This window comes from Streptomyces sp. CB01881, assembly GCF_002953255.1.
Classification (GTDB): Bacteria; Actinomycetota; Actinomycetes; order Streptomycetales; family Streptomycetaceae; genus Kitasatospora.
Map to the genome: position 1 here is coordinate 4,846,285 of NZ_CP026498.1, position 16,675 is coordinate 4,862,959.

The 16,675-nt window shown below is 73.4% G+C and carries 19 protein-coding genes; 11 read left to right on the forward strand and 8 right to left on the reverse strand.

Annotation, left to right across the window (positions count from 1 at the left end; genetic code table 11):
- Positions 1–10: 10 nt before the first annotated feature.
- Positions 11–835: a GntR family transcriptional regulator gene (locus C2142_RS11040; protein WP_346766433.1), complete on the reverse strand. Its 825-nt coding sequence runs from the start codon at positions 833–835 to the stop codon at positions 11–13.
- 330 nt (positions 836–1,165) lie between these two features.
- Between C2142_RS11040 and C2142_RS11045 the strand changes: the two genes are divergently transcribed.
- The 6 genes from C2142_RS11045 to C2142_RS11070 are packed head-to-tail and all read left to right on the forward strand — an operon-like array spanning position 1,166 to position 6,315.
- Positions 1,166–2,338, forward strand: a complete 1,173-nt coding sequence (locus C2142_RS11045) for an ABC transporter substrate-binding protein (RefSeq protein ID WP_148642479.1) — start codon at positions 1,166–1,168, stop codon at positions 2,336–2,338.
- 38 nt (positions 2,339–2,376) lie between these two features.
- A complete protein-coding gene (locus tag C2142_RS11050; protein ID WP_148642480.1) occupies positions 2,377–3,339 on the forward strand; it encodes an ABC transporter permease subunit in 963 nt (320 codons plus the stop codon).
- On the forward strand, positions 3,327–4,169 hold the full coding sequence (locus C2142_RS11055; RefSeq protein ID WP_148642481.1) for an ABC transporter permease subunit: 843 nt from the start codon (positions 3,327–3,329) through the stop codon (positions 4,167–4,169). Before C2142_RS11050 ends, C2142_RS11055 begins: the two co-directional genes overlap by 13 nt.
- A gap of 24 nt (positions 4,170–4,193) precedes the next feature.
- The gene (locus C2142_RS11060; RefSeq protein WP_148642482.1) at positions 4,194–5,273 is read left to right on the forward strand and encodes an ABC transporter ATP-binding protein; all 1,080 of its coding nucleotides are present in this window, start codon (positions 4,194–4,196) and stop codon (positions 5,271–5,273) included.
- Positions 5,274–5,313: 40 nt separating this feature from the next.
- On the forward strand, positions 5,314–5,988 hold the full coding sequence (locus C2142_RS11065; RefSeq protein ID WP_148642483.1) for an HAD family phosphatase: 675 nt from the start codon (positions 5,314–5,316) through the stop codon (positions 5,986–5,988).
- Positions 5,989–5,994: 6 nt separating this feature from the next.
- Positions 5,995–6,315, forward strand: coding sequence for a multidrug efflux SMR transporter (locus C2142_RS11070; RefSeq protein ID WP_148642484.1), 321 nt, complete (start codon positions 5,995–5,997; stop codon positions 6,313–6,315).
- Positions 6,316–6,361: 46 nt separating this feature from the next.
- On the opposite strand, the gene C2142_RS11075 is transcribed toward C2142_RS11070, so the two are convergent.
- Entirely contained in the window at positions 6,362–7,213 is an 852-nt protein-coding gene (locus tag C2142_RS11075; RefSeq protein ID WP_241002509.1) for a MerR family transcriptional regulator, read from the reverse strand.
- Positions 7,214–7,339: 126 nt separating this feature from the next.
- A complete protein-coding gene (locus tag C2142_RS11080) occupies positions 7,340–8,119 on the reverse strand; it encodes an SDR family oxidoreductase (protein ID WP_148644701.1) in 780 nt (259 codons plus the stop codon).
- A 257-nt stretch (positions 8,120–8,376) separates the two neighbouring features.
- Between C2142_RS11080 and C2142_RS11085 the strand changes: the two genes are divergently transcribed.
- The 3 genes from C2142_RS11085 to C2142_RS11095 all read left to right on the forward strand — a co-directional run bounded on the left by C2142_RS11085 (position 8,377) and on the right by C2142_RS11095 (position 10,914).
- Positions 8,377–9,285 carry a LysR substrate-binding domain-containing protein gene (locus C2142_RS11085; RefSeq protein WP_148642485.1) on the forward strand — a complete coding sequence of 303 codons (909 nt, stop codon included), beginning with the start codon at positions 8,377–8,379 and terminating at the stop codon, positions 9,283–9,285.
- 276 nt (positions 9,286–9,561) lie between these two features.
- Positions 9,562–10,068, forward strand: coding sequence for a SigE family RNA polymerase sigma factor (locus C2142_RS11090; protein ID WP_148642486.1), 507 nt, complete (start codon positions 9,562–9,564; stop codon positions 10,066–10,068).
- A gap of 45 nt (positions 10,069–10,113) precedes the next feature.
- Positions 10,114–10,914 (forward strand): hypothetical protein, encoded by an 801-nt coding sequence (locus C2142_RS11095; RefSeq protein WP_148642487.1) that lies wholly within the window; start codon positions 10,114–10,116, stop codon positions 10,912–10,914.
- 163 nt (positions 10,915–11,077) lie between these two features.
- Here C2142_RS11095 and C2142_RS11100 read toward each other — a convergent pair whose 3' ends face one another.
- The 4 genes from C2142_RS11100 to C2142_RS11115 all read right to left on the reverse strand — a co-directional run bounded on the left by C2142_RS11100 (position 11,078) and on the right by C2142_RS11115 (position 15,013).
- Positions 11,078–11,605, reverse strand: a complete 528-nt coding sequence (locus C2142_RS11100; RefSeq protein ID WP_148642488.1) for a GNAT family N-acetyltransferase — start codon at positions 11,603–11,605, stop codon at positions 11,078–11,080.
- A 172-nt stretch (positions 11,606–11,777) separates the two neighbouring features.
- Complete coding sequence (locus C2142_RS11105) at positions 11,778–12,458, reverse strand: phosphonatase-like hydrolase (RefSeq protein WP_148642489.1); 681 nt, start codon at positions 12,456–12,458, stop codon at positions 11,778–11,780.
- 20 nt (positions 12,459–12,478) lie between these two features.
- Positions 12,479–13,600, reverse strand: a complete 1,122-nt coding sequence (locus C2142_RS11110; protein ID WP_148642490.1) for a TIGR03364 family FAD-dependent oxidoreductase — start codon at positions 13,598–13,600, stop codon at positions 12,479–12,481.
- 171 nt (positions 13,601–13,771) lie between these two features.
- Positions 13,772–15,013 carry an alpha/beta hydrolase gene (locus tag C2142_RS11115; protein WP_148642491.1) on the reverse strand — a complete coding sequence of 414 codons (1,242 nt, stop codon included), beginning with the start codon at positions 15,011–15,013 and terminating at the stop codon, positions 13,772–13,774.
- 110 nt (positions 15,014–15,123) lie between these two features.
- Between C2142_RS11115 and C2142_RS11120 the strand changes: the two genes are divergently transcribed.
- Positions 15,124–15,588 carry a MarR family transcriptional regulator gene (locus tag C2142_RS11120; RefSeq protein ID WP_148642492.1) on the forward strand — a complete coding sequence of 155 codons (465 nt, stop codon included), beginning with the start codon at positions 15,124–15,126 and terminating at the stop codon, positions 15,586–15,588.
- An 81-nt stretch (positions 15,589–15,669) separates the two neighbouring features.
- Positions 15,670–16,020 carry a hypothetical protein gene (locus C2142_RS11125; protein WP_153882773.1) on the forward strand — a complete coding sequence of 117 codons (351 nt, stop codon included), beginning with the start codon at positions 15,670–15,672 and terminating at the stop codon, positions 16,018–16,020.
- A 16-nt stretch (positions 16,021–16,036) separates the two neighbouring features.
- Here C2142_RS11125 and C2142_RS41510 read toward each other — a convergent pair whose 3' ends face one another.
- Positions 16,037–16,549 carry a pyridoxamine 5'-phosphate oxidase family protein gene (locus tag C2142_RS41510; RefSeq protein ID WP_148642493.1) on the reverse strand — a complete coding sequence of 171 codons (513 nt, stop codon included), beginning with the start codon at positions 16,547–16,549 and terminating at the stop codon, positions 16,037–16,039.
- Positions 16,550–16,675: the final 126 nt, after the last annotated feature.

Sequence of the window (16,675 nt, forward strand, 5' to 3'; positions counted from 1 at the left end):
CTGCCCCGGGTCAGTCCTGCTCCCGGGCATGCCGCGAAAGCGCCGACGTGGCCAGCGAGTTGTGGACGCTGAACGCCACCGTTCCCGGCAGGTAGCGGTCCTGGGACCACTCCACCGGCGTGCCGGTCGGGTCGGTGGTCCGCCGCCGTTCGCGCAGCAGCGGGCCGCCGCGGCGGCAGCCGAGCAGCCGGGCGTCCTCCGCGTTGGCCGCGACGACGTCGATGGTGTGGTCGGCGTCGGTGAACAGGATGCCGTGCTCGCGCAGGACCTCGGTGTGCGACACCACGTCGGGCGGCAGCTGGGCGACGATCTCGCCGACCCGCGGCGGGTAGATCGTCCGCTCGACCATCACCGGCGTGCCGGAGAGGGTGCGCAGCCGGACCGTCACGTACACCTCGGAGCCCGGCTCCAGCCGCAGTTGCTCGCGCTCGGCGGCGTCGGCCGGGCGGCGGACCAGCGAGTCCAGGATGCCGCCGGGCTCCTCCCCCATGGAGTACGCCCAGTGCGTGAAGCTGAGCAGTTCGGAGAAGCTCTGCACCCGGGCGGTGCCGAGCACCACGCGCCGGGTGCCGCGCCGGGAGGTGACCAGCCCGTCCGAGCGGAGCACGGCCAGCGCCTGGCGGACGGTGCCGCGCGAGACGCCGTACTGCTCGGCCAGCGCGCCCTCGGCGGGCAGCCGGCCGGCCTCGCCGTACGCGCCGGTGGTGATCGCCTCGCGCAGGTCGGCGGCCACCTTGCGGTACAGCGCACCGGCCGCGCGGTCCTCGGTGGCCGGGCGGGCCCGGGGGGCCTCGGGGCCAGAGGGGGCCTGGGGGCGTTCGGGCTCCAGTGCCACGTCAGTCAAAGTCCCTCCTGGGGCGGTGTCCTGCGCAGCCGTACCGGCGCGGACAGCCCGACCTTATCCCGCTGCGCCTTCGAAGCATCGCATCCGGTTGATCACTCCCCGGTGGCCTGATTCGACCGTTCCCACAGCCGACTCCGGTTCTGGGCCATCCGTTCACCTTCCCGTCACCGGGCTCCGGCGTACTTACCCCCGTCAGCGAAGTTGGCTAGTCAACTCGGACGGTTTCGAACAGCCGCCGCAGGGACCCAAGAGCCGCTCGTACGACCCGATCCCCCGATCTCGACATCTCTCGCAGTACGCCCCCGATCAGGAGACTGACCCGTGACCGTGCACCGTGCCCGCGCCGCCGCCTTCGCGGCCGTACTGACCGCCGCCGCGCTCTCCCTCACCGCCTGCGGCTCCGCCGGTTCGTCCACCGCGAAGTCCGGCGACGCCGCCAAGGCCGGCGCCAAGGACGCCAAGGACGCCACCTCGGCCGCCGACCTCGGCGGCATGGACGCCCTCGTCGCCGCGGCCAAGAAGGAAGGCAAGCTGCACGTCATCACGCTGCCCAAGGACTGGGCCAACTACGGCAAGATCATGGACTCGTTCAAGGCCAAGTACGGCATCGAGATCGAGGACGAGAACCCGGACGGCTCCAGCCAGGACGAGATCAACGCGATCACCTCCCGCAAGGGCCAGGACCGCGCCCCCGACGTGGTCGACCTGGGCAGCGCCTTCGCGCTCCAGGCGGTCAAGGACGGCCTGCTCGCCCCCTACAAGGTCGCCACCTTCGACAAGGTGCCGGAGACCATGAAGGACCCGAGCGGCGCCCGCGTCAACGACTACGGCGGCTACATCTCCATCGGCTGCGACGCCAAGAAGATCGCCAACTGCCCCAAGACCTTCGCCGACCTGCTCAAGCCCGAGTACAAGGGCCAGGTCGCGCTGAACGGCAACCCGACCAAGTCCGGTTCCGCGTTCGGCGGCGTCTACGCGGCCGCGCTCGCCAACGGCGGCTCGCTGGACAACATCCAGCCCGGCATCGACTTCTTCGGCAAGCTGAAGCAGTCCGGCAACTTCAACCCGGTCGAGTCCACCCCGGCCACCATCGAGAAGGGCGAGACCCCGATCTCGATCGACTGGTCCTACCTGAACGCCGGCTACACCGACGAGTTCAAGGAAAAGGGCGTCGACTGGAAGGTCTCCGTCCCCGGCGACGGCAGCTACGCCCAGTTCTACAACCAGGGCATCAACAAGTACGCCCCGCACCCGGCGGCCGCCCGCCTGTGGCAGGAGTACCTCTTCAGCGCCGAGGGCCAGAACCTCTTCCTCGGCGGCTACGCCACCCCGGCCACCTTCGACGCCCTGAAGAAGGACGGCTCCCTGGACGCCGCGGCCGCCGCCAAGCTGCCCACCGTCGAGAAGCCGTTCACCACCTTCCCGACCCAGGACCAGATCACGGCCGCCAAGAAGGTCGTGACCGAGAACTGGACCAAGGCCATCGCGGGCTGACACCCGGCCGCAGCACACCCGAACGGGCTGATCGACTCATGACCACGGCTCCCACCCCGGTGCCGACCACCCCCGCCGCCACCGACCTCGGTGGCGGCGCGGGGGCGTCCGCCACCGCCACGACCACCACCCCCACCCCCCGCCGGCGCACCCGCCGGCGCCCCGGCGGCGCCTGGCTCGCCACCGTCCCGCTCTTCCTCTTCTTCGTCATCGGCTTCGGCCTGCCCGCCGTCGCCATCGTGATCGGCGCCTTCACCACCTCCAGCGACGCGGAGGGCGGTGCCGGCCAGTTCACCTTCGACAACATCACCGCCTCCGTCCAGGGCGCGTACTGGACGGCGATGGTCAGCAGCCTCAAGCTGTCCGGCCTGACCGCACTGCTCGCCACCCTGATCGGCCTGCCGATCGCCCAGGCCGTGGTGACCTCCCGGAACAGCTGGCTGCGCCAGGCCGTGCTGACCGCCTCCGGGGTGCTCGCCAACTTCGGCGGCCTGCCGCTCGCCTTCGCGTTCGTCGCCACCCTCGGCAACGCGGGCGAGGTCACCAAGCTGCTCCACCTGACGGACCACGGCTGGTCGCTCTACTCCTTCACCGGCCTGACCGTCGTCTACCTGTACTTCCTCATCCCGCTGATGGTGCTCACCATCACCCCGGCCCTGGACGGCCTGCGGGTGCAGTGGCGCGAGGCGGCGCACAACAACCGGGCCACCACCGTCCAGTACTGGCGCCACGTCGCACTGCCGATCCTGCTGCCCTCGCTGCTCGGCGGCTTCGTGCTGCTCTTCGGCAGCGCCTTCGCCGCGTACGCCACCGCCGCCGCCATGGTCGGCGCGACCGTGCCGCTGGTCAGCCGCTCGATCGCGGACGCGCTCTCCGGCAACGTACTGGTCGGCCAGGGCAACCTCGCCCTCGCCCTCAGCCTCAACATGATCGTCGTGGCCGTCCTGGTGATGGCCGTGTACCTCCCCCTCCAGCGCCGGAGTGCCCGATGGCTCAGCTGACGACCCCCCGAACCTCCCGGCGTCCCGGGGTGCGCTGGTGGCGCGGCGCCGTCCTGCTGCTCGCCGGTGTCTACTTCATCGTGCCGCTGGCCGCCGCCGGCTACTTCTCGGTCGACGACCCGAAGGGCTTCTCCTTCGAGGCGTACACCGGCCTGCTGAGCGCCGAGGGCTTCCTGGACAGCCTCTGGCTCACCCTCGGGCTCGCCGTCGTCACCGTCCTGGTGCTGCTGCTCCTGCTGGTGCCCGCGCTGATCGCGGTCCGGCTCGGCGTGCCGAGGCTGCGCCCGGTGATCGACGTGCTCTGCACCCTGCCGCTGGTCGTCCCGCCGGTCGCACTGACCGCCGGCCTGATCGGCGTGCTCCGCTGGGGCCCGGACTACCTGATGGACACGCCGTTCTTCCAGACCTTCGTGTTCGTCCAGGACCCCGACTTCCCGCTGGTCCTGGTCATCGCCTACGTGCTGATGTCGCTCCCGCTCGCCTACCGGGCGCTGGACGCGGGCCTGCGCGCCGTGGACGTGCGCACCCTGGTCGAGGCCGCGCGCAACTGCGGCGCGAGCTGGCCGCGCGCGGTGTTCACCGTCGTGCTGCCCAACCTGCGCGGCGCGCTGCTGAACGCCTCCTTCCTGACCCTGGCGCTGGTGCTCGGCGAGTTCACCGCCGCCTCGATCCTCGGCTACCAGCCCTTCCCGGTGTGGATCTACTCGGTCGGCAACAGCCAGGCCCACATGTCGGTCGCGGTCTCCATCCTGAGCCTGCTGATCACCTGGCTGCTGCTGCTCCTGCTGGCCACCGTCGGCCGCGAGCGCGGCAAGAAGACCACGTCCTGACCTCCTTCGGAGAAACGAACCCCCATGAGCTCCCTCGCCGTTGAGAAGACCACCACCCGCTCCGGCGGCGCCACCGTCGAATTCCGCACGCTGCGCCGCTCGTTCGGCGCCACCATCGCGCTGGACGGCCTCGACCTGACCGTTCACCCCGGCGAACTCCTCGCCCTGCTCGGCCCGTCCGGCTGCGGCAAGACCACCGCGCTGCGCATCCTGGCCGGTTTCGAGCAGCACGACTCCGGCCAGGTGCTGGTGGACGGCCGGGACATCACCGCGATCCCGGCCCACAAGCGCGACGCCGGCATGGTGTTCCAGTCGTACAGCCTCTTCCCGCACCTGACCGCCGCCGACAACGTCGCCTTCGGCATGCGGATGCGCGGCACCGGCAAGGCCGAACGCCGCAGGCGCGCCCAGGAGTTGCTGGAGCTGGTCGGCCTGCCGCAGCACGCCGACCGCTACCCGCACCAGATGTCCGGCGGCCAGCAGCAGCGCATCGCGCTCGCCCGCGCGCTCGCCCTGAAGCCGCGCGTCCTGCTGCTCGACGAGCCGCTCTCCGCACTGGACGCCAAGGTGCGCCTCTCGCTGCGCGAGGAGATCCGCCGCCTCCAGCAGGAGCTGGGGATCACCACCCTGTTCGTCACCCATGACCAGGAGGAGGCGCTCTCGATGGCCGACCGCGTCGCGGTGCTGCGCGCCGGCCGGCTGGAGCAGTGCGCCACCCCGTCCGAGCTGTACGCCCGCCCGGCCACCGCCTTCGTCGCCGAGTTCGTCGGCACCATGAGCCGCATCCCGTGCACCCGCACGGCCGACGGCGTCGAGGTGCTCGGCCGCCGGCACGCGGTGGACGGGGTCGTCCCGGCGGACGGCTCGCTGGACGTGCTGGTCCGCCCCGAGAACGTCACGCTGACCCCCGCCGCCAACGGCCCCGCGCTGGTGGTCTCGGCCTCGTTCCTGGGCGCCGTCACCCGGCTGACCGTCCGTCTCGACGACGGCACCGAGGTCAAGGCCGACCTGCCGACCGAGGCCGCCGCCGCGCTGCCGGCCGGCGCCCGCGCCGTGCTCACCCTCCCGGACCGGCCGGTCCTGGTGGACCGTCGTACGGTCTGATCCGTCCGCATTCTTCTGATGAACCGCCGAAGGTACCGCCATGCCTGATTCCCGCAAGCCCGCCGCCGTCCTGTTCGACATGGACGGCACCCTGGTCGACACCGAGCACCTCTGGTGGCAGGCCGCCGCCGAACTCGCCGACGAGCTGCACCACTCGCTGACGGACTCCGACGTCCCCGAGGTACTCGGCCAGGCCGTCGAACACACCGCCGCCCACCTGCACAGGGTCAGCGGCACCACGCTGAGCGAGGCCGAACTCGCCGACCGGCTCGGCGACTCCTTCGCCGGCAAGGTCGCCGCCGAGACCGTCCCGCGCCCCGGCGCACTCGCCCTGCTCGCCGAGCTGCGGGAGGCCCGGGTGCCCACCGCGCTGGTCTCCGCGTCGCCGCGCCGGGTGGTCGACCTGGTGCTCTCCACCATCGGCCGCGACTGGTTCGCCGTCACCCTCGCCGCCGAGGACACCCCGCGCACCAAGCCCGCGCCCGACCCCTACCTCGCCGCCGCCGAGCGGCTCGGCCTGGACCCGGCGGCCTGCGTCGCAGTCGAGGACACCCCGACCGGCGTCGCCTCCGCCACCGCGGCGGGCTGCGCGGTGCTCGCCGTGCCGTCGTCCGACGTCACGATCCCCGGCGGCTCCCGGGTGACACTGCTCGACAGCCTGGTCAACGCCGACCTCGCGCTGCTCGGGAAGCTCGGCGCCGCTCCGGCGGTTTGACCGGCCATGTCCTATCTTCTGCTCGCCCTCGCCATCGTCAGCGAGGTCTGCGCCACCAGCGCCCTCAAGCTCACCGAGGGCTTCACCCGCCTCTGGCCGAGCATCGGCGTCGCCGTGGGCTACGTGCTCTCCTTCGCGCTGCTCGGCAAGGCGCTGAAGCACATCCCGGTGTCGGTCGCCTACGCCGTCTGGTCCGGTGCCGGAACGGCCGCGGTGGCGGGGATAGGCGTGGTCGCCTTCGGCGAGTCGCTGGGCCGGCTCCAGTGGCTGGGCCTGGCCCTGATCATCGTCGGCGTGGTCGTCCTCAACCTGAAGGGCGGCCACTGAGGAGGGGCAGGAAGCCGGCCGGTCCGGCTTCCTGCCCCCGGCGGCCTCAGCCCGCCGTCGGCTCCCCGATCGGCCAGGCGATCTCCAGACGGTTCTCCGGGTGGCCGGGCGTGCCCGTCCAGCGCCGGAAGATCTCCTGGACCGGGCCGGCGAAGACGAAGCCGTGCTCGGTGACCCAGTTCGCGACGGCGTCGTACGCGGTGTGGATCCGCGGGAACGCCGCCGCCTCGCCCACCACCTCCGTGAAGGCGTAGGCGGTCTCCGGGATGTCCAGCACGTACATCCCGTCCGGCAGCTCCGCCGGCTGCGCGCCGCCCGTCGTGAACGGCAGGCAGGCCTCGACGAGGCACTCGTTCTCCTCGTCGCAGAGCCCGTGGTAGCGGGCGAAGGCCGGCCCCGCGAAGGTCAGCGGGCCCTGGCCGGCGACGGCGTACATCTCCCGGTAGGCGGGAAGCATGAACCCGTCCAGGGCGGGCTGGTGCAGCGTCGCGCTGCGGACCAGCGCCCGTACGGCGGCACCCTGGCGGATGGTGACTCCGTGGGTCATCTCGGCTCCTTCGGTCAGTCGGCTCAACAGGCTGTGGACGACGGAGCGTTGGACCTCCAGCCGGCGCTCGGCCGCGCCCAGGTGGTCGCGCAGGGCCGGTGCGATGTCCTCGCCGCCCTCGCTGCGCGCGATCAGCCCCCGTACCTGCTCGATCGGGATGCCGAGTTGCCGGAGCGCGCGGATCAGCTGAGCCGTCCGGAGCTGGTCACGCCGGAAGTAGCGGTAGCCGCTGTCCGGGTCGACCGACGCCGGGGCCAGCAGACCGCTGGCGTCGTAGTGCCGCAGCGCGGTCACCGATAGGCCACTGGCCTGCGCGAACTGCCCGATGGGCAGCAGGTTCGTCCTGTCCACGGAGAAGACTGTGCCGTCTCGGGTAACCCGAGAGTCAAGCGCTCGGGGGGAGGCTCCCCGCACGCGCGGAGGCCGGGCGGGCGCCGCCGCGCCCGCCCGGCCTCCGCGCCGCTCAGCGCCTGCGGGTCACCGGGGCCCGATCGGCCCGAGGTAGGTGCCGCCGGAGACGTCGATCGTCTGGCCGGTCACCCAGCGGCCCTGCGGGCCCGCCAGGAAGCCCACCACGTCGGCGACGTCCTCCGGCTCGCCGAGCCGGCCGAGCGCGGTGATCGACTCCAGGTCGGCGACCGCCTCCGGGATCGTCGTGAAGACCGCGGTCAGGTCGGTCTTCACCACGCCGGGCGCGACGGTGTTGACCGTGATGCCGCGGCCGCCGAGCTCGTTGGCCAGGGTCGGGCCCATCGACTCCAGTGCCGCCTTGCTGACGGTGTAGCCGATCTGGGCGGTGACCGCGAAACGGCTCGCCACCGAACCCATGTTGATGATCCGCCCACCGTCGTTCAGCAGCGCCAGCGCCCGCTGGACCACGAAGAACGGCGTGCTCACGTTGACCGCGAGCAGCGCCGCGAACTCCTCCTCGGTGATCTGCCCGATCGGGCTGAACGAGGAGATGCCCGCGTTGTTGACCAGGATGTCCAGGCCCTTCGCCCCGTGCTCGGCGAGGCCGGCGGTCAACCCCTCGAAGAGCTGCCGGACCGCGCCCGCCTCGCCGAACCGCGCCCGCACGGCGAACGCCCGCCCACCGGCCTCGGTGATCCGGGCCACCGTCTCCGCGGCCGCACCGGCGTTCCCGCCGTAGTGCACCGCGACCAGCGCGCCGTCGGCGGCCAGCCGCAGCGCGACCGCCCGCCCGATCCCGCGCGAACCACCCGTCACCAGTGCCGTCTTGCCGCTCAGTTCAGTCATCATCGTCCCCCTGCGTTCGTCGCCGGTCCCGCGGTGGGATCACGGCGATGGCCCAAGCCGTCCGGCCGGACTCGCGGACCGCACCGGTGGTCCCCACCAGCGGCGTCCCTCCGCCGGCCCGTCCTGGCCGACGTGCGTCCGCTACGGCCGGAGGGGCCCCTGCCCGACTTCCCAAGCCTCCACCCTGCGCAGGCCGGGATCAATGCAGATTTCGCTACCATCCCGGTTACCGTGCGGTTATCGATCTGGGGGCGGGCGTGGAGCTGCGGGACATCGAGATCTTCCTGGTGTTGGCCGAGGAGCTTCATTTCGGCCGCACCGCCGAGCGGCTGCACGTCTCGAAGTCCCGGGTCAGCCAGGTGATCAAGAAGCAGGAGCGCCGGATCGGCGGCGCCCTGTTCGAGCGCACCAGCCGGTCGGTCACCCTGACTCCGCTCGGCAACCGCCTGCGCGAGGACCTGCGGCAGGCGTACGACCTCATCAACGACGGGATCGCACGGGCCTCGGCCGCCACCGGGGGCGTCCACGGCGCCGTGCGGCTGGGCGTCATGGGCGCGCTGGGCCACGAGATGCAGCCGTTCCTCGAAGCGTTCACGACGCAGTACCCGCACTGCGAGGTCACCCTGGCGGAGTTCCACTTCAGCGATCCGTTCGCGCTGCTGCGCACCGGGCAGGTCGACGTCCAGCTCATGTGGCTCCCGGTGCGGGAGCCCGATCTGACGGCCGGGCCCTGTCTGCTGACGGAGGGCCGGGTGCTCGCCGTCCCGGCCGCCTCCGACTGGGCCCGGCGCGAGTCGATGTCGATGGAGGACCTCGGCGACTGCACGACCTTCGAGTTCGGCCCCCACGTTCCCGGCTACTGGGCCGATGCCATGCTGCCGCGGCACACCCCGAAGGGCCGGCCGATCCCGCGCGGGCCGTCCGCGCGGACCTTCCACGAGGTGCTCGCGCTGATCGCCGCCGGCAGGGTGGTCAGCCCGCTGAACGAGCACGTCACCCGGTACTACACCCACCCCGGCATCGCCTACGTCCCGCTGCACGACGCACCGCCGACCGAGTGGGCGCTCGTCTGGCCCACGGCCCGGGACAGTCCGCGCCTGCGGGCCTTCACCGAGACCGCCCGCAGCGTCGGTCCGCGCCCCGTCGGCGGCTCCGTCCTGGTGTAGAGGGAGTGGGCCGGCCGCCGCCGCCCACCCCCTCGACCGGTCCCGCTACGACGTCACCGTCACGGCCCCCACCGGCACCCGCTGCGCGCAGCGCTACACGGGGCACCCTGCACTGACGCCCCCGGAGTGGGAAGCCGACCGGCCCGGCCTCCCGCTCCGGCCGCCCCGTCCGCCGTCCGGCCCACTTCTCGCGGCCCTCCGCCCACAAGGTCTGTAACGCGTGCCCCCTCCCGGCGCGTGCTTGGGGGTGACATCAGTTCGAGAAGGGACCATCCGGTGGCGGACACACCCGCGGACTTCCTGGAGTTCGCCCATGCCCGCAGCGACCAGCTCTTCCGCACGGCGTGCCTGCTCACCGGCGACCGGCACCTGGCCGAGGACCTCGTCCAGGAGACCCTCGCCAAGATGTACCGGTCCTGGTGGCGGATCGACCGCACCCAGGCACCCGTCGCGTACGCCCACACCGTGCTGGTGCGTACCTTCACCTCGTACCGGCGCCGGCTGAGCGCGCAGGAGCGGCCGGTCGACCGCTTCCCCGAGGGTGCGGCGGCCGAGGCCGGCGACGCGGACCTGCGGCTGACCCTGCTGGACGGGCTCGCGCGGCTCACGCCCAAGGACCGGGCGGTGCTGGTCCTGCGGTACTGGGAGGACCGGCCGGTCGAGGAGACCGCGCGGATGCTGCAGATCAGCGCGGGTGCCGTCCGCACCCGCAGCCTGCGGGCCCTGCAGAAGCTCCGGACCGTCCTCGGCGACGACCTGCTCGCCGACCTCGAACACATCTGATCGGGCCGTCACCCCGGCATCCCCGCCCCTCGAAAGGAGAGCACCGTGAACCCCGATCAGCAGTCCGGCCGCCGCCTGCACGACGCGATGCAGCACACCTCCGACCGGTTCGGCCCGCACCGCACCGACCTCGTCCTCCGTGCCGCCGCCCGCGGGCGCCGGCTCCGCCTCGTCCGCCGGGTGCAGATCGGCACGGTGGCCGCCGCCGTCGCGGGTGCCGCCGTGCTGGGAGGCGCGCAGCTGTGGCCCCGGACCGCGCCCGCCCCGCCGGCGGCCGTCACCCCGACACCGACACCGACGGCGACGGCCACGCCCACTCCGACCAGCGCCCCGACCCGTTCCCCGTCCGCCGCCCCACCCGTCGGCGGCCCGCGCTCGGGCCCGGTCTCGGCGCAGCTGGCGGAGTTCCTGCCGCCGGGCACGAGCACCCGGGTCATCAGCACCGGCTCCTTCGAGGACGGCCGGCTCGGCAAGTCGCCCGACGGGACGGCCAAGGCGAGCGGGCAAGTGCTCTACGACGACGGGCACGGCCGGGCCGTCATCGCCGTGGGGCTCACGGACGCGCTGCCGAACACGATCCTCACCTGCGAGCCGGCCCTGAAGCCGTTCTTCTGCGACGTCCTCCCGGACGGCACGATGGTGAAGGCCGACAAGCTGTCGCTGGTGAACGGACACCTCTCGTGGGTCGTGACGGCGACCCGGCCGGACTTCCGGAGGGTCGAGGTGTCGGCGTTCACCACCGACCAGCTGCCCGTCTCGGCCGCGAACCGACCCACCCGCGCCGAACCGCCGCTCACCATCGACCAGTTGCAGGGGATCGCGCTCAGCCCGCACTGGAACCGCTGAGCGGGCGCGGCCGGGGCGGGGTGGGACGTCGGACCGGCCGGTGTCCCTCCCCGGACGCGCCACCGCCCGCCCACCCGGCCGGTGTCCGCGAGCGGGAGCTCCACGGACTCCCGTGCCGTCCGTGGCCGTCCGTGGCCGCCGGCCCGCCCCGCAGCGGCGACCGCTACCCGGTCGTCCGGCCCGGCGGCCGGCCGCCGGGCTCCGGGGGGAGCTCCTTGCGCATCAGGGTGCACATCGTCTCGTACCGGCGCAGCGAGCCGTCCGGGGCCCGCTCGTCCCACGCGTCGGGCTGCCGGTCGTAGGCGACGTAGCCGAGCCGTTCGTACAGGGCCCGGGCCCGCGGGTTGTCCTCCTCCACGCCGAGCTCGGCGTGGCGCAGCCCGCGGCTCCTGATCCGCTGCTCGGCGGCACCGATGAGGAGCGTGCCGATCCCGCGGGACTGCAGCGCGGGGTGGACGGACAGTTGCCAGATCGTGCCGGCGCCCTCCTTGGCCCGGTAGTCGACGCCGGCCTTCGCCACCGGCAGGCCGACCGGTGTGCAGACGGCGAGGTAGTCGACCTCGCCACGCCGGGCCCGCACCAACTGCTGGGCCACATTGGCCAGGTGGAGGTCGGACCCCGACCATCCGCACGACTCCAGGTCGGCGTGCACCAGATCGCGCACCGACAGTTCCAGGGCCACCTCGGCCATCCTCGCCACCTCCGGCGGCCCAGCTTCCCGGGCGGCCCCCGGGGACGCAACGGGATTTGCGCGCCGTCCGGGACCTTCGCAGGACCTGCGCAGGACGTGCGCGGCATCGCGGACCGGGCCACCGGCCGGCCCCGCCCTCGCGTGCGGGGAGGCCGGGGCCGGCGCCGGGCGCTCAGCCCCGGGCCAGCAGGCCCGGCAGCTCGGCGACGGACCTGAGCACGTGGGTCGCCCCGTCCGCCCGCAGCCGCTCCTCCCCGTGGGCGCCGGTGAGGACGCCGGCCACCACCGGGGCGCCGGCCCGGGAGCCGGTCAGCATGTCGTAGCCGGTGTCCCCGGCGACGGCGATCTGCCGGACGGAGTCGGTCTCCGTCCGCAGCAGCGCGGTGAGCGCCAGGTCGGGGTAGGGGCGGCCGCGGCCGGCCTCGGCGGGGCAGAGGGTCAGGTCGGCGACGGTCTCCCAGCCGAGTGCGCGCAGGATGCGGTCCTGGGTGGCGCGGGAGAAGCCGGTGGTGAGGACGACCTTCCGGCCCTGGCCGCGGAGTTCGGCGATCGCCTCGGCGGCGCCGGACAGGGCGGCGCAGTGGCCGGCGTCGACGAGGTCGTGGTAGGCGGCCTCGAAGGCGGAGTTGGCGGCCTGCGCCTTCTCCTCCGCCCCGAACAGGTGCCGGAAGACGGAGATCTTGGACTCGCCCATGGTGGCCCGGACGTACTCCAGCATGCGGGCGTGCTCGGGGCTGCCGGCCTCGACGCCGAGCGAGCCGGCGGCGGCCTGGAAGGCCTGCTCGACCAGGCCGTCGTCGGCCACGGTGGTGCCGGCCATGTCGAGGACGACCAGACGGATATCAGGAGACATGTTCAACTACCCTCAGGTGATTACAGGTTGGCGAGTTCGGCGGTCTTCTCGGCGATGGCCGGCGAGCAGGTCATGCCGCGACCGCCCGGGCCGGTGGCCAGCCAGACGGCGTCCCGGACCTTCTCCCGGTGGACGACGCGGGTGGTGTCGACGCACTGCGCGTACACGCCGGCCCAGCGGCGGCGCACCCTCGGCAGCGGCCGGCCGAGCAACTCCTCGGCCACGCCGACCAGATGGTCGTACGGGTCCTCGACCACGTCGAAGCCGAACGGCTGGTCGTACTCGTGGGTGTCGCCGATGGTCAGGCCGCCGTCGCGGCGCTGGACCATCAGCAGCTGCATCTTGTGCTCGGCGGCGACCGGCGGCTGCGGCTGCGCCGCCCTGAGCTGCTCCAGGGCGCTGCCGGCGAAGGCGGGGTAGTAGCGGAAGCTGTCGCCGTCGGCGACCGAGGTGGTCAGCTCCTCACCCAGCGGATCGGTCTGCATCATCTGCAACCGGACGCGGCGGACCGGGAGTTGCGGTGCCAGCTCGCGCACCAGGCCGCCCAGCCAGGCGCCGGTGCAGAGGACGACGAGGTCGCCGGTGTGGACGTCGCCGTGGTCGTCGCGGACGGCGTTCTCGCCGATCACCTCGCGGACCTCGCGCCCGGGCAGGAAGGTGTAGCGGCCGCTCGCCAGCAGGGCGGCGCGCAGCGCGGGCTGGGCCGTGCGCGGCTCGACGGCGGCGTCGCGCTCGCACCACAGGGCGCCGAGCAGCTTGCCGCGCAGGGCGGGGTTGGCGGCCCGGGTCTCGTCCGCCCCGAGCAGCCGGTAGCCGCGCGCGGCGGCGTCGGGCAGGGTCAGCGCCTGTTCGGCGACGGCGAGTTCGGCCTCGGTGCGGATCGCGGTGAGCGAGCCGTTGGCCCGGAAGCCGAGGTCGGGCACCCGGGCGCCGATCCCCTCCCACAGCTCGCGGGCGCGCAGCGCGGTGTCCAGTTCCTCGCCCCCGGCCCGGCCGCTGACCCAGACCAGCCCGAAGTTGCGCACGGAGGCGCCGCGCGCCTCGGCCTCGCGCTCCAGGTGGACGACCTCGTGACCGCGCTCGACGGCCTGCCAGGCGTGCATGGTGCCGAGCACGCCTGCTCCTACGACGATGACTCTCATGCGGCCAGGCTGGTGCGGCGAGGTGGCCGGGAGGAGTCCGAGTCCGGTCCCGCAGGTGAACCGACCGAAAAGTTGTACAGACAACCTGGTTCAACGAGGTGCGGGGCGACAGCGCGCCACCGCCCCGCACCTCGCGCCGCCCCCGCCGCGCTCCCCCCGGGGGTCAGCCGGTCACGCCGCCCGGACCGGGTCGGTGCCGAGCCACCACGCCGGGGCGGCCGTCCCGTCGATCGTCCGGCCGTCGTCGCGCACGTAGTGCCGCACATCGCGCCCGGGCTCGCGCAGTTCGCCGTCGAGGGCCCGCTCCAGCCACTCGGCGCCGAAACGGAAGACCTCGGCCGCGACACCGCCCAGCGGGTGGAACTCGTTCTCGTACACCCGCAGCTCCTTCGGGGCGCGGATCCGCTCGTACGTCGCCATCGCCTGCTCCAGCCGGGTCAGTTCGTCGAACTCCCCGATCCCCAGGAGGACCGGACAGGCGATGTTCCCAACGAGGTCGCCGAGCGGCATGCGGGCGGCGAGCTCACGGTCGAACTCCTCCTCGTCGGTGTAGCCGGCCATGAACATGTAGTTGTTCTTGAAGCCGGGCTGTGCCCGGTCGAAGATCGTGTGGAAGTCGCCGCTGACGCCCTCGAAGCTCGCGAGCGCCGCGAGCCGGGGGTCCGTGGCCGCGGCCCGCATCCCCCAGTACCCGCTCATGCTGATGCCGAACATGCCGATGCGGCCGGGGTCGACCTCGGGCAGGCCGGCCAGGTGGTCGAGGTAGCGACTGATCGCGCGCTCGTAGTTGGTGAGATCGACGGTGAGCCCGCCGGCCCGGGACTCCCCCTGGCCGGGCCCCTCGATCGAGAGGGCGACCACGCCGCGCGAGGTGTAGTAGCGCTCCGCGGCGTGGATGTAGTCCTCCTTGATCATGTCCATCCCCGGACCGAGGACGACCGCCGGCGCCCCCTCGACCGTCCCGGCCGGCAGGTGCAGCAGGGCATGGAGCCGCCCGCCCTCGAAGTCCAGCACGACCCGGCGCACCCGGCGGCCGCGCAGCTCGCCGATCCGGGCGACGCAGTGGTTGGTCCGCTCCCGGAAGGCGCGCTTGCGCGGGTCCGCCGCGTCGAGGACGGAGTACTGCGCCCGGCCCCACATCACCGCCGCCCGCAGATAGAGGTCGGCGGCGGTGCGGGGGTAGCCGCCCCGCTCGTGGTGGACGGCCCGCTCCTCGGCCTGGCCGGCCACGGTCGCCCACGCCTTGGGCAGCATGGCGCCGCTGCGGACCAGCGCGAAGACCTTGTCGAAGTCGGTGTGGTCGTGGCCGAGCTGCTCCATCGTGCCCTTGGCCCGCGGGTGCAGGGCGTCGAAGCCACCCTGGGCGAGGGCGAGGTCCAGGGCCCAGCTCTGTCCGGTCGATCGCACGGTCATGGCGGGTACGCTCCGTTCGGCGCAGTTAGGTAAGTACTTAATTATTAAGTCCTTATGCTTAGCTGGCTGTCAACCCGCCGCCGAGGACACCGCCGGAGAAGGAGAACCCCGTGCCGCAAGACCCCGCCACCGACGACGCCACCCGCGCCCTCGCCCTGGACGGGCTGGCCCGCGCCGCCTACAGCCTCAGCGCGGCCGACGCCCGGCTGCGCGGCCGGGCCACCCGCTCGCGCGGTGCACTGTCGCTCACCCACGCGCGAGCCCTGCGGGTCCTGGCCGACGAGGGTCCGCTGCCGGTCGGCCGGCTGGCGGCGGGCACCGAGACGACCCCGGCCGCCACGACCCAGCTGGTCAACGGGCTGGAGGAGGCCGGCTACGTCACCCGCGAACGGCCGGAGCACGACCGCCGTTCCACCCTGGTCGCCCTCACCCCGGCCGGCCGCGAGCGGCACCGGCTGCGCACCGCGTCACTGGTGGAGTCGCTGGAACGGCTGACCGCCGGCCTCGACACGGCCGAGGTGGAGACCGTCACGGCCGTCCTCCGCGGCCTGGCCGAGGTCTACGACGAACTCTGAGCCCGCCGCCCGTACGGGCACCCGCCCCACCCACCGCACGGGCCGCACACCGGCCCGCCGACGCCGTCCGGAGAACACCTCATGACCGGGAACACCCCCGAACCGTCGCGTCCCCCCGGCGGTCGCCGCGCCGCCGGAGCCGCCGCCGTGCTCGCGGCCCTCGCCGTCGCCGGCCTGCTCTGGGCCGCCCTGCACCGGAGCGGTCTCGTACCACCCGGCCACGGCCTCGCCCGGCTCGCCGGCAAGTCGGGCGTCAAGGCCGTCGCGGTGGCGGGCGCGGGGATCGTCGCCCTCGGGTACTACCTCGGCACCCGCCACCGCAGCGGAACGGACACCCCCACGGAGGCAATCCCGTCGGAGGCGGCCCCGCCGGACACCGCCGCCCGCACGCCGGGTCCGGCGCAGACCCCGGCACCCCACCGCGAGGTCTGAATCCCCGCCGGGACCGCTACCGCACCACCGCGGCCCGCAGGTAGTTGCGCCGGCCGAAGTGCGGCTCGTCCACCGCCGTCAGCTCCTCCACCTGGAACCGGTACAGCGCGGCGGCCCCGCCACCGGTCAGGAACTGCCGCCGCACCTCCTTGTCCTGCCCGAAGGAGGGGTACCGGCCCTGGTACGCCGCGAACGCGGCCTCCGCCTGGTGCCCCCAGGCCTCCCCCGCACTGCCGGTCAGCTGCATGCCGCGCAGCTGCTCGCCGAAGACCGGCGGCGGCAGGAAGACGGTGGCCGCCGCCCGGGCCTCCTCGGCGAGGTGGTGGCTGTGCCGGGTGGCGCGCTCGCTGACGAAGTACAGGACGAGGTCGTCGTCGAACGCGTAGAAGGCCAGGTTGGCGTGCGGGCCGCGCTCGTGGCCGGCCGTGGCGAGGGTGAGCACCATGGCCTCGCCGAGCAGCCCCTCCACCCCCTTGCGGAGCTCCTCCGCGGGCCGGTCCCCCTGGGTGACGTCGAGTCGGTACGGCATGGGCGGCACTTCCCTCCACGGGCGCGGGCGCCGCGGCGCCCCGGCACGACTGAGCCGGGCGGGCGCCCCTGTCACGGAGGCCCCTCGCCCGGCTCACATGCTCCTCCCGCCGCCCCCGGCCGGACA

What these genes read in the sequence shown, in the direction of transcription:
- C2142_RS11050 (WP_148642480.1), top strand. Translation starts at nt 2,377, where the DNA reads ATGACCACGGCTCCCACCCCGGTGCCGACCACCCCCGCCGCCACCGAC.
- C2142_RS11055 (WP_148642481.1), top strand. Translation starts at nt 3,327, where the DNA reads ATGGCTCAGCTGACGACCCCCCGAACCTCCCGGCGTCCCGGGGTGCGC.
- C2142_RS11060 (WP_148642482.1), top strand. Translation starts at nt 4,194, where the DNA reads ATGAGCTCCCTCGCCGTTGAGAAGACCACCACCCGCTCCGGCGGCGCC.
- C2142_RS11065 (WP_148642483.1), top strand. Translation starts at nt 5,314, where the DNA reads ATGCCTGATTCCCGCAAGCCCGCCGCCGTCCTGTTCGACATGGACGGC.
- C2142_RS11070 (WP_148642484.1), top strand. Translation starts at nt 5,995, where the DNA reads ATGTCCTATCTTCTGCTCGCCCTCGCCATCGTCAGCGAGGTCTGCGCC.
- C2142_RS11080 (WP_148644701.1), bottom strand. Translation starts at nt 8,119, where the DNA reads ATGACTGAACTGAGCGGCAAGACGGCACTGGTGACGGGTGGTTCGCGC.
- C2142_RS11100 (WP_148642488.1), bottom strand. Translation starts at nt 11,605, where the DNA reads ATGGCCGAGGTGGCCCTGGAACTGTCGGTGCGCGATCTGGTGCACGCC.
- C2142_RS11105 (WP_148642489.1), bottom strand. Translation starts at nt 12,458, where the DNA reads ATGTCTCCTGATATCCGTCTGGTCGTCCTCGACATGGCCGGCACCACC.
- C2142_RS11110 (WP_148642490.1), bottom strand. Translation starts at nt 13,600, where the DNA reads ATGAGAGTCATCGTCGTAGGAGCAGGCGTGCTCGGCACCATGCACGCC.
- C2142_RS11115 (WP_148642491.1), bottom strand. Translation starts at nt 15,013, where the DNA reads ATGACCGTGCGATCGACCGGACAGAGCTGGGCCCTGGACCTCGCCCTC.
- C2142_RS11125 (WP_153882773.1), top strand. Translation starts at nt 15,670, where the DNA reads ATGACCGGGAACACCCCCGAACCGTCGCGTCCCCCCGGCGGTCGCCGC.
- C2142_RS41510 (WP_148642493.1), bottom strand. Translation starts at nt 16,549, where the DNA reads ATGCCGTACCGACTCGACGTCACCCAGGGGGACCGGCCCGCGGAGGAG.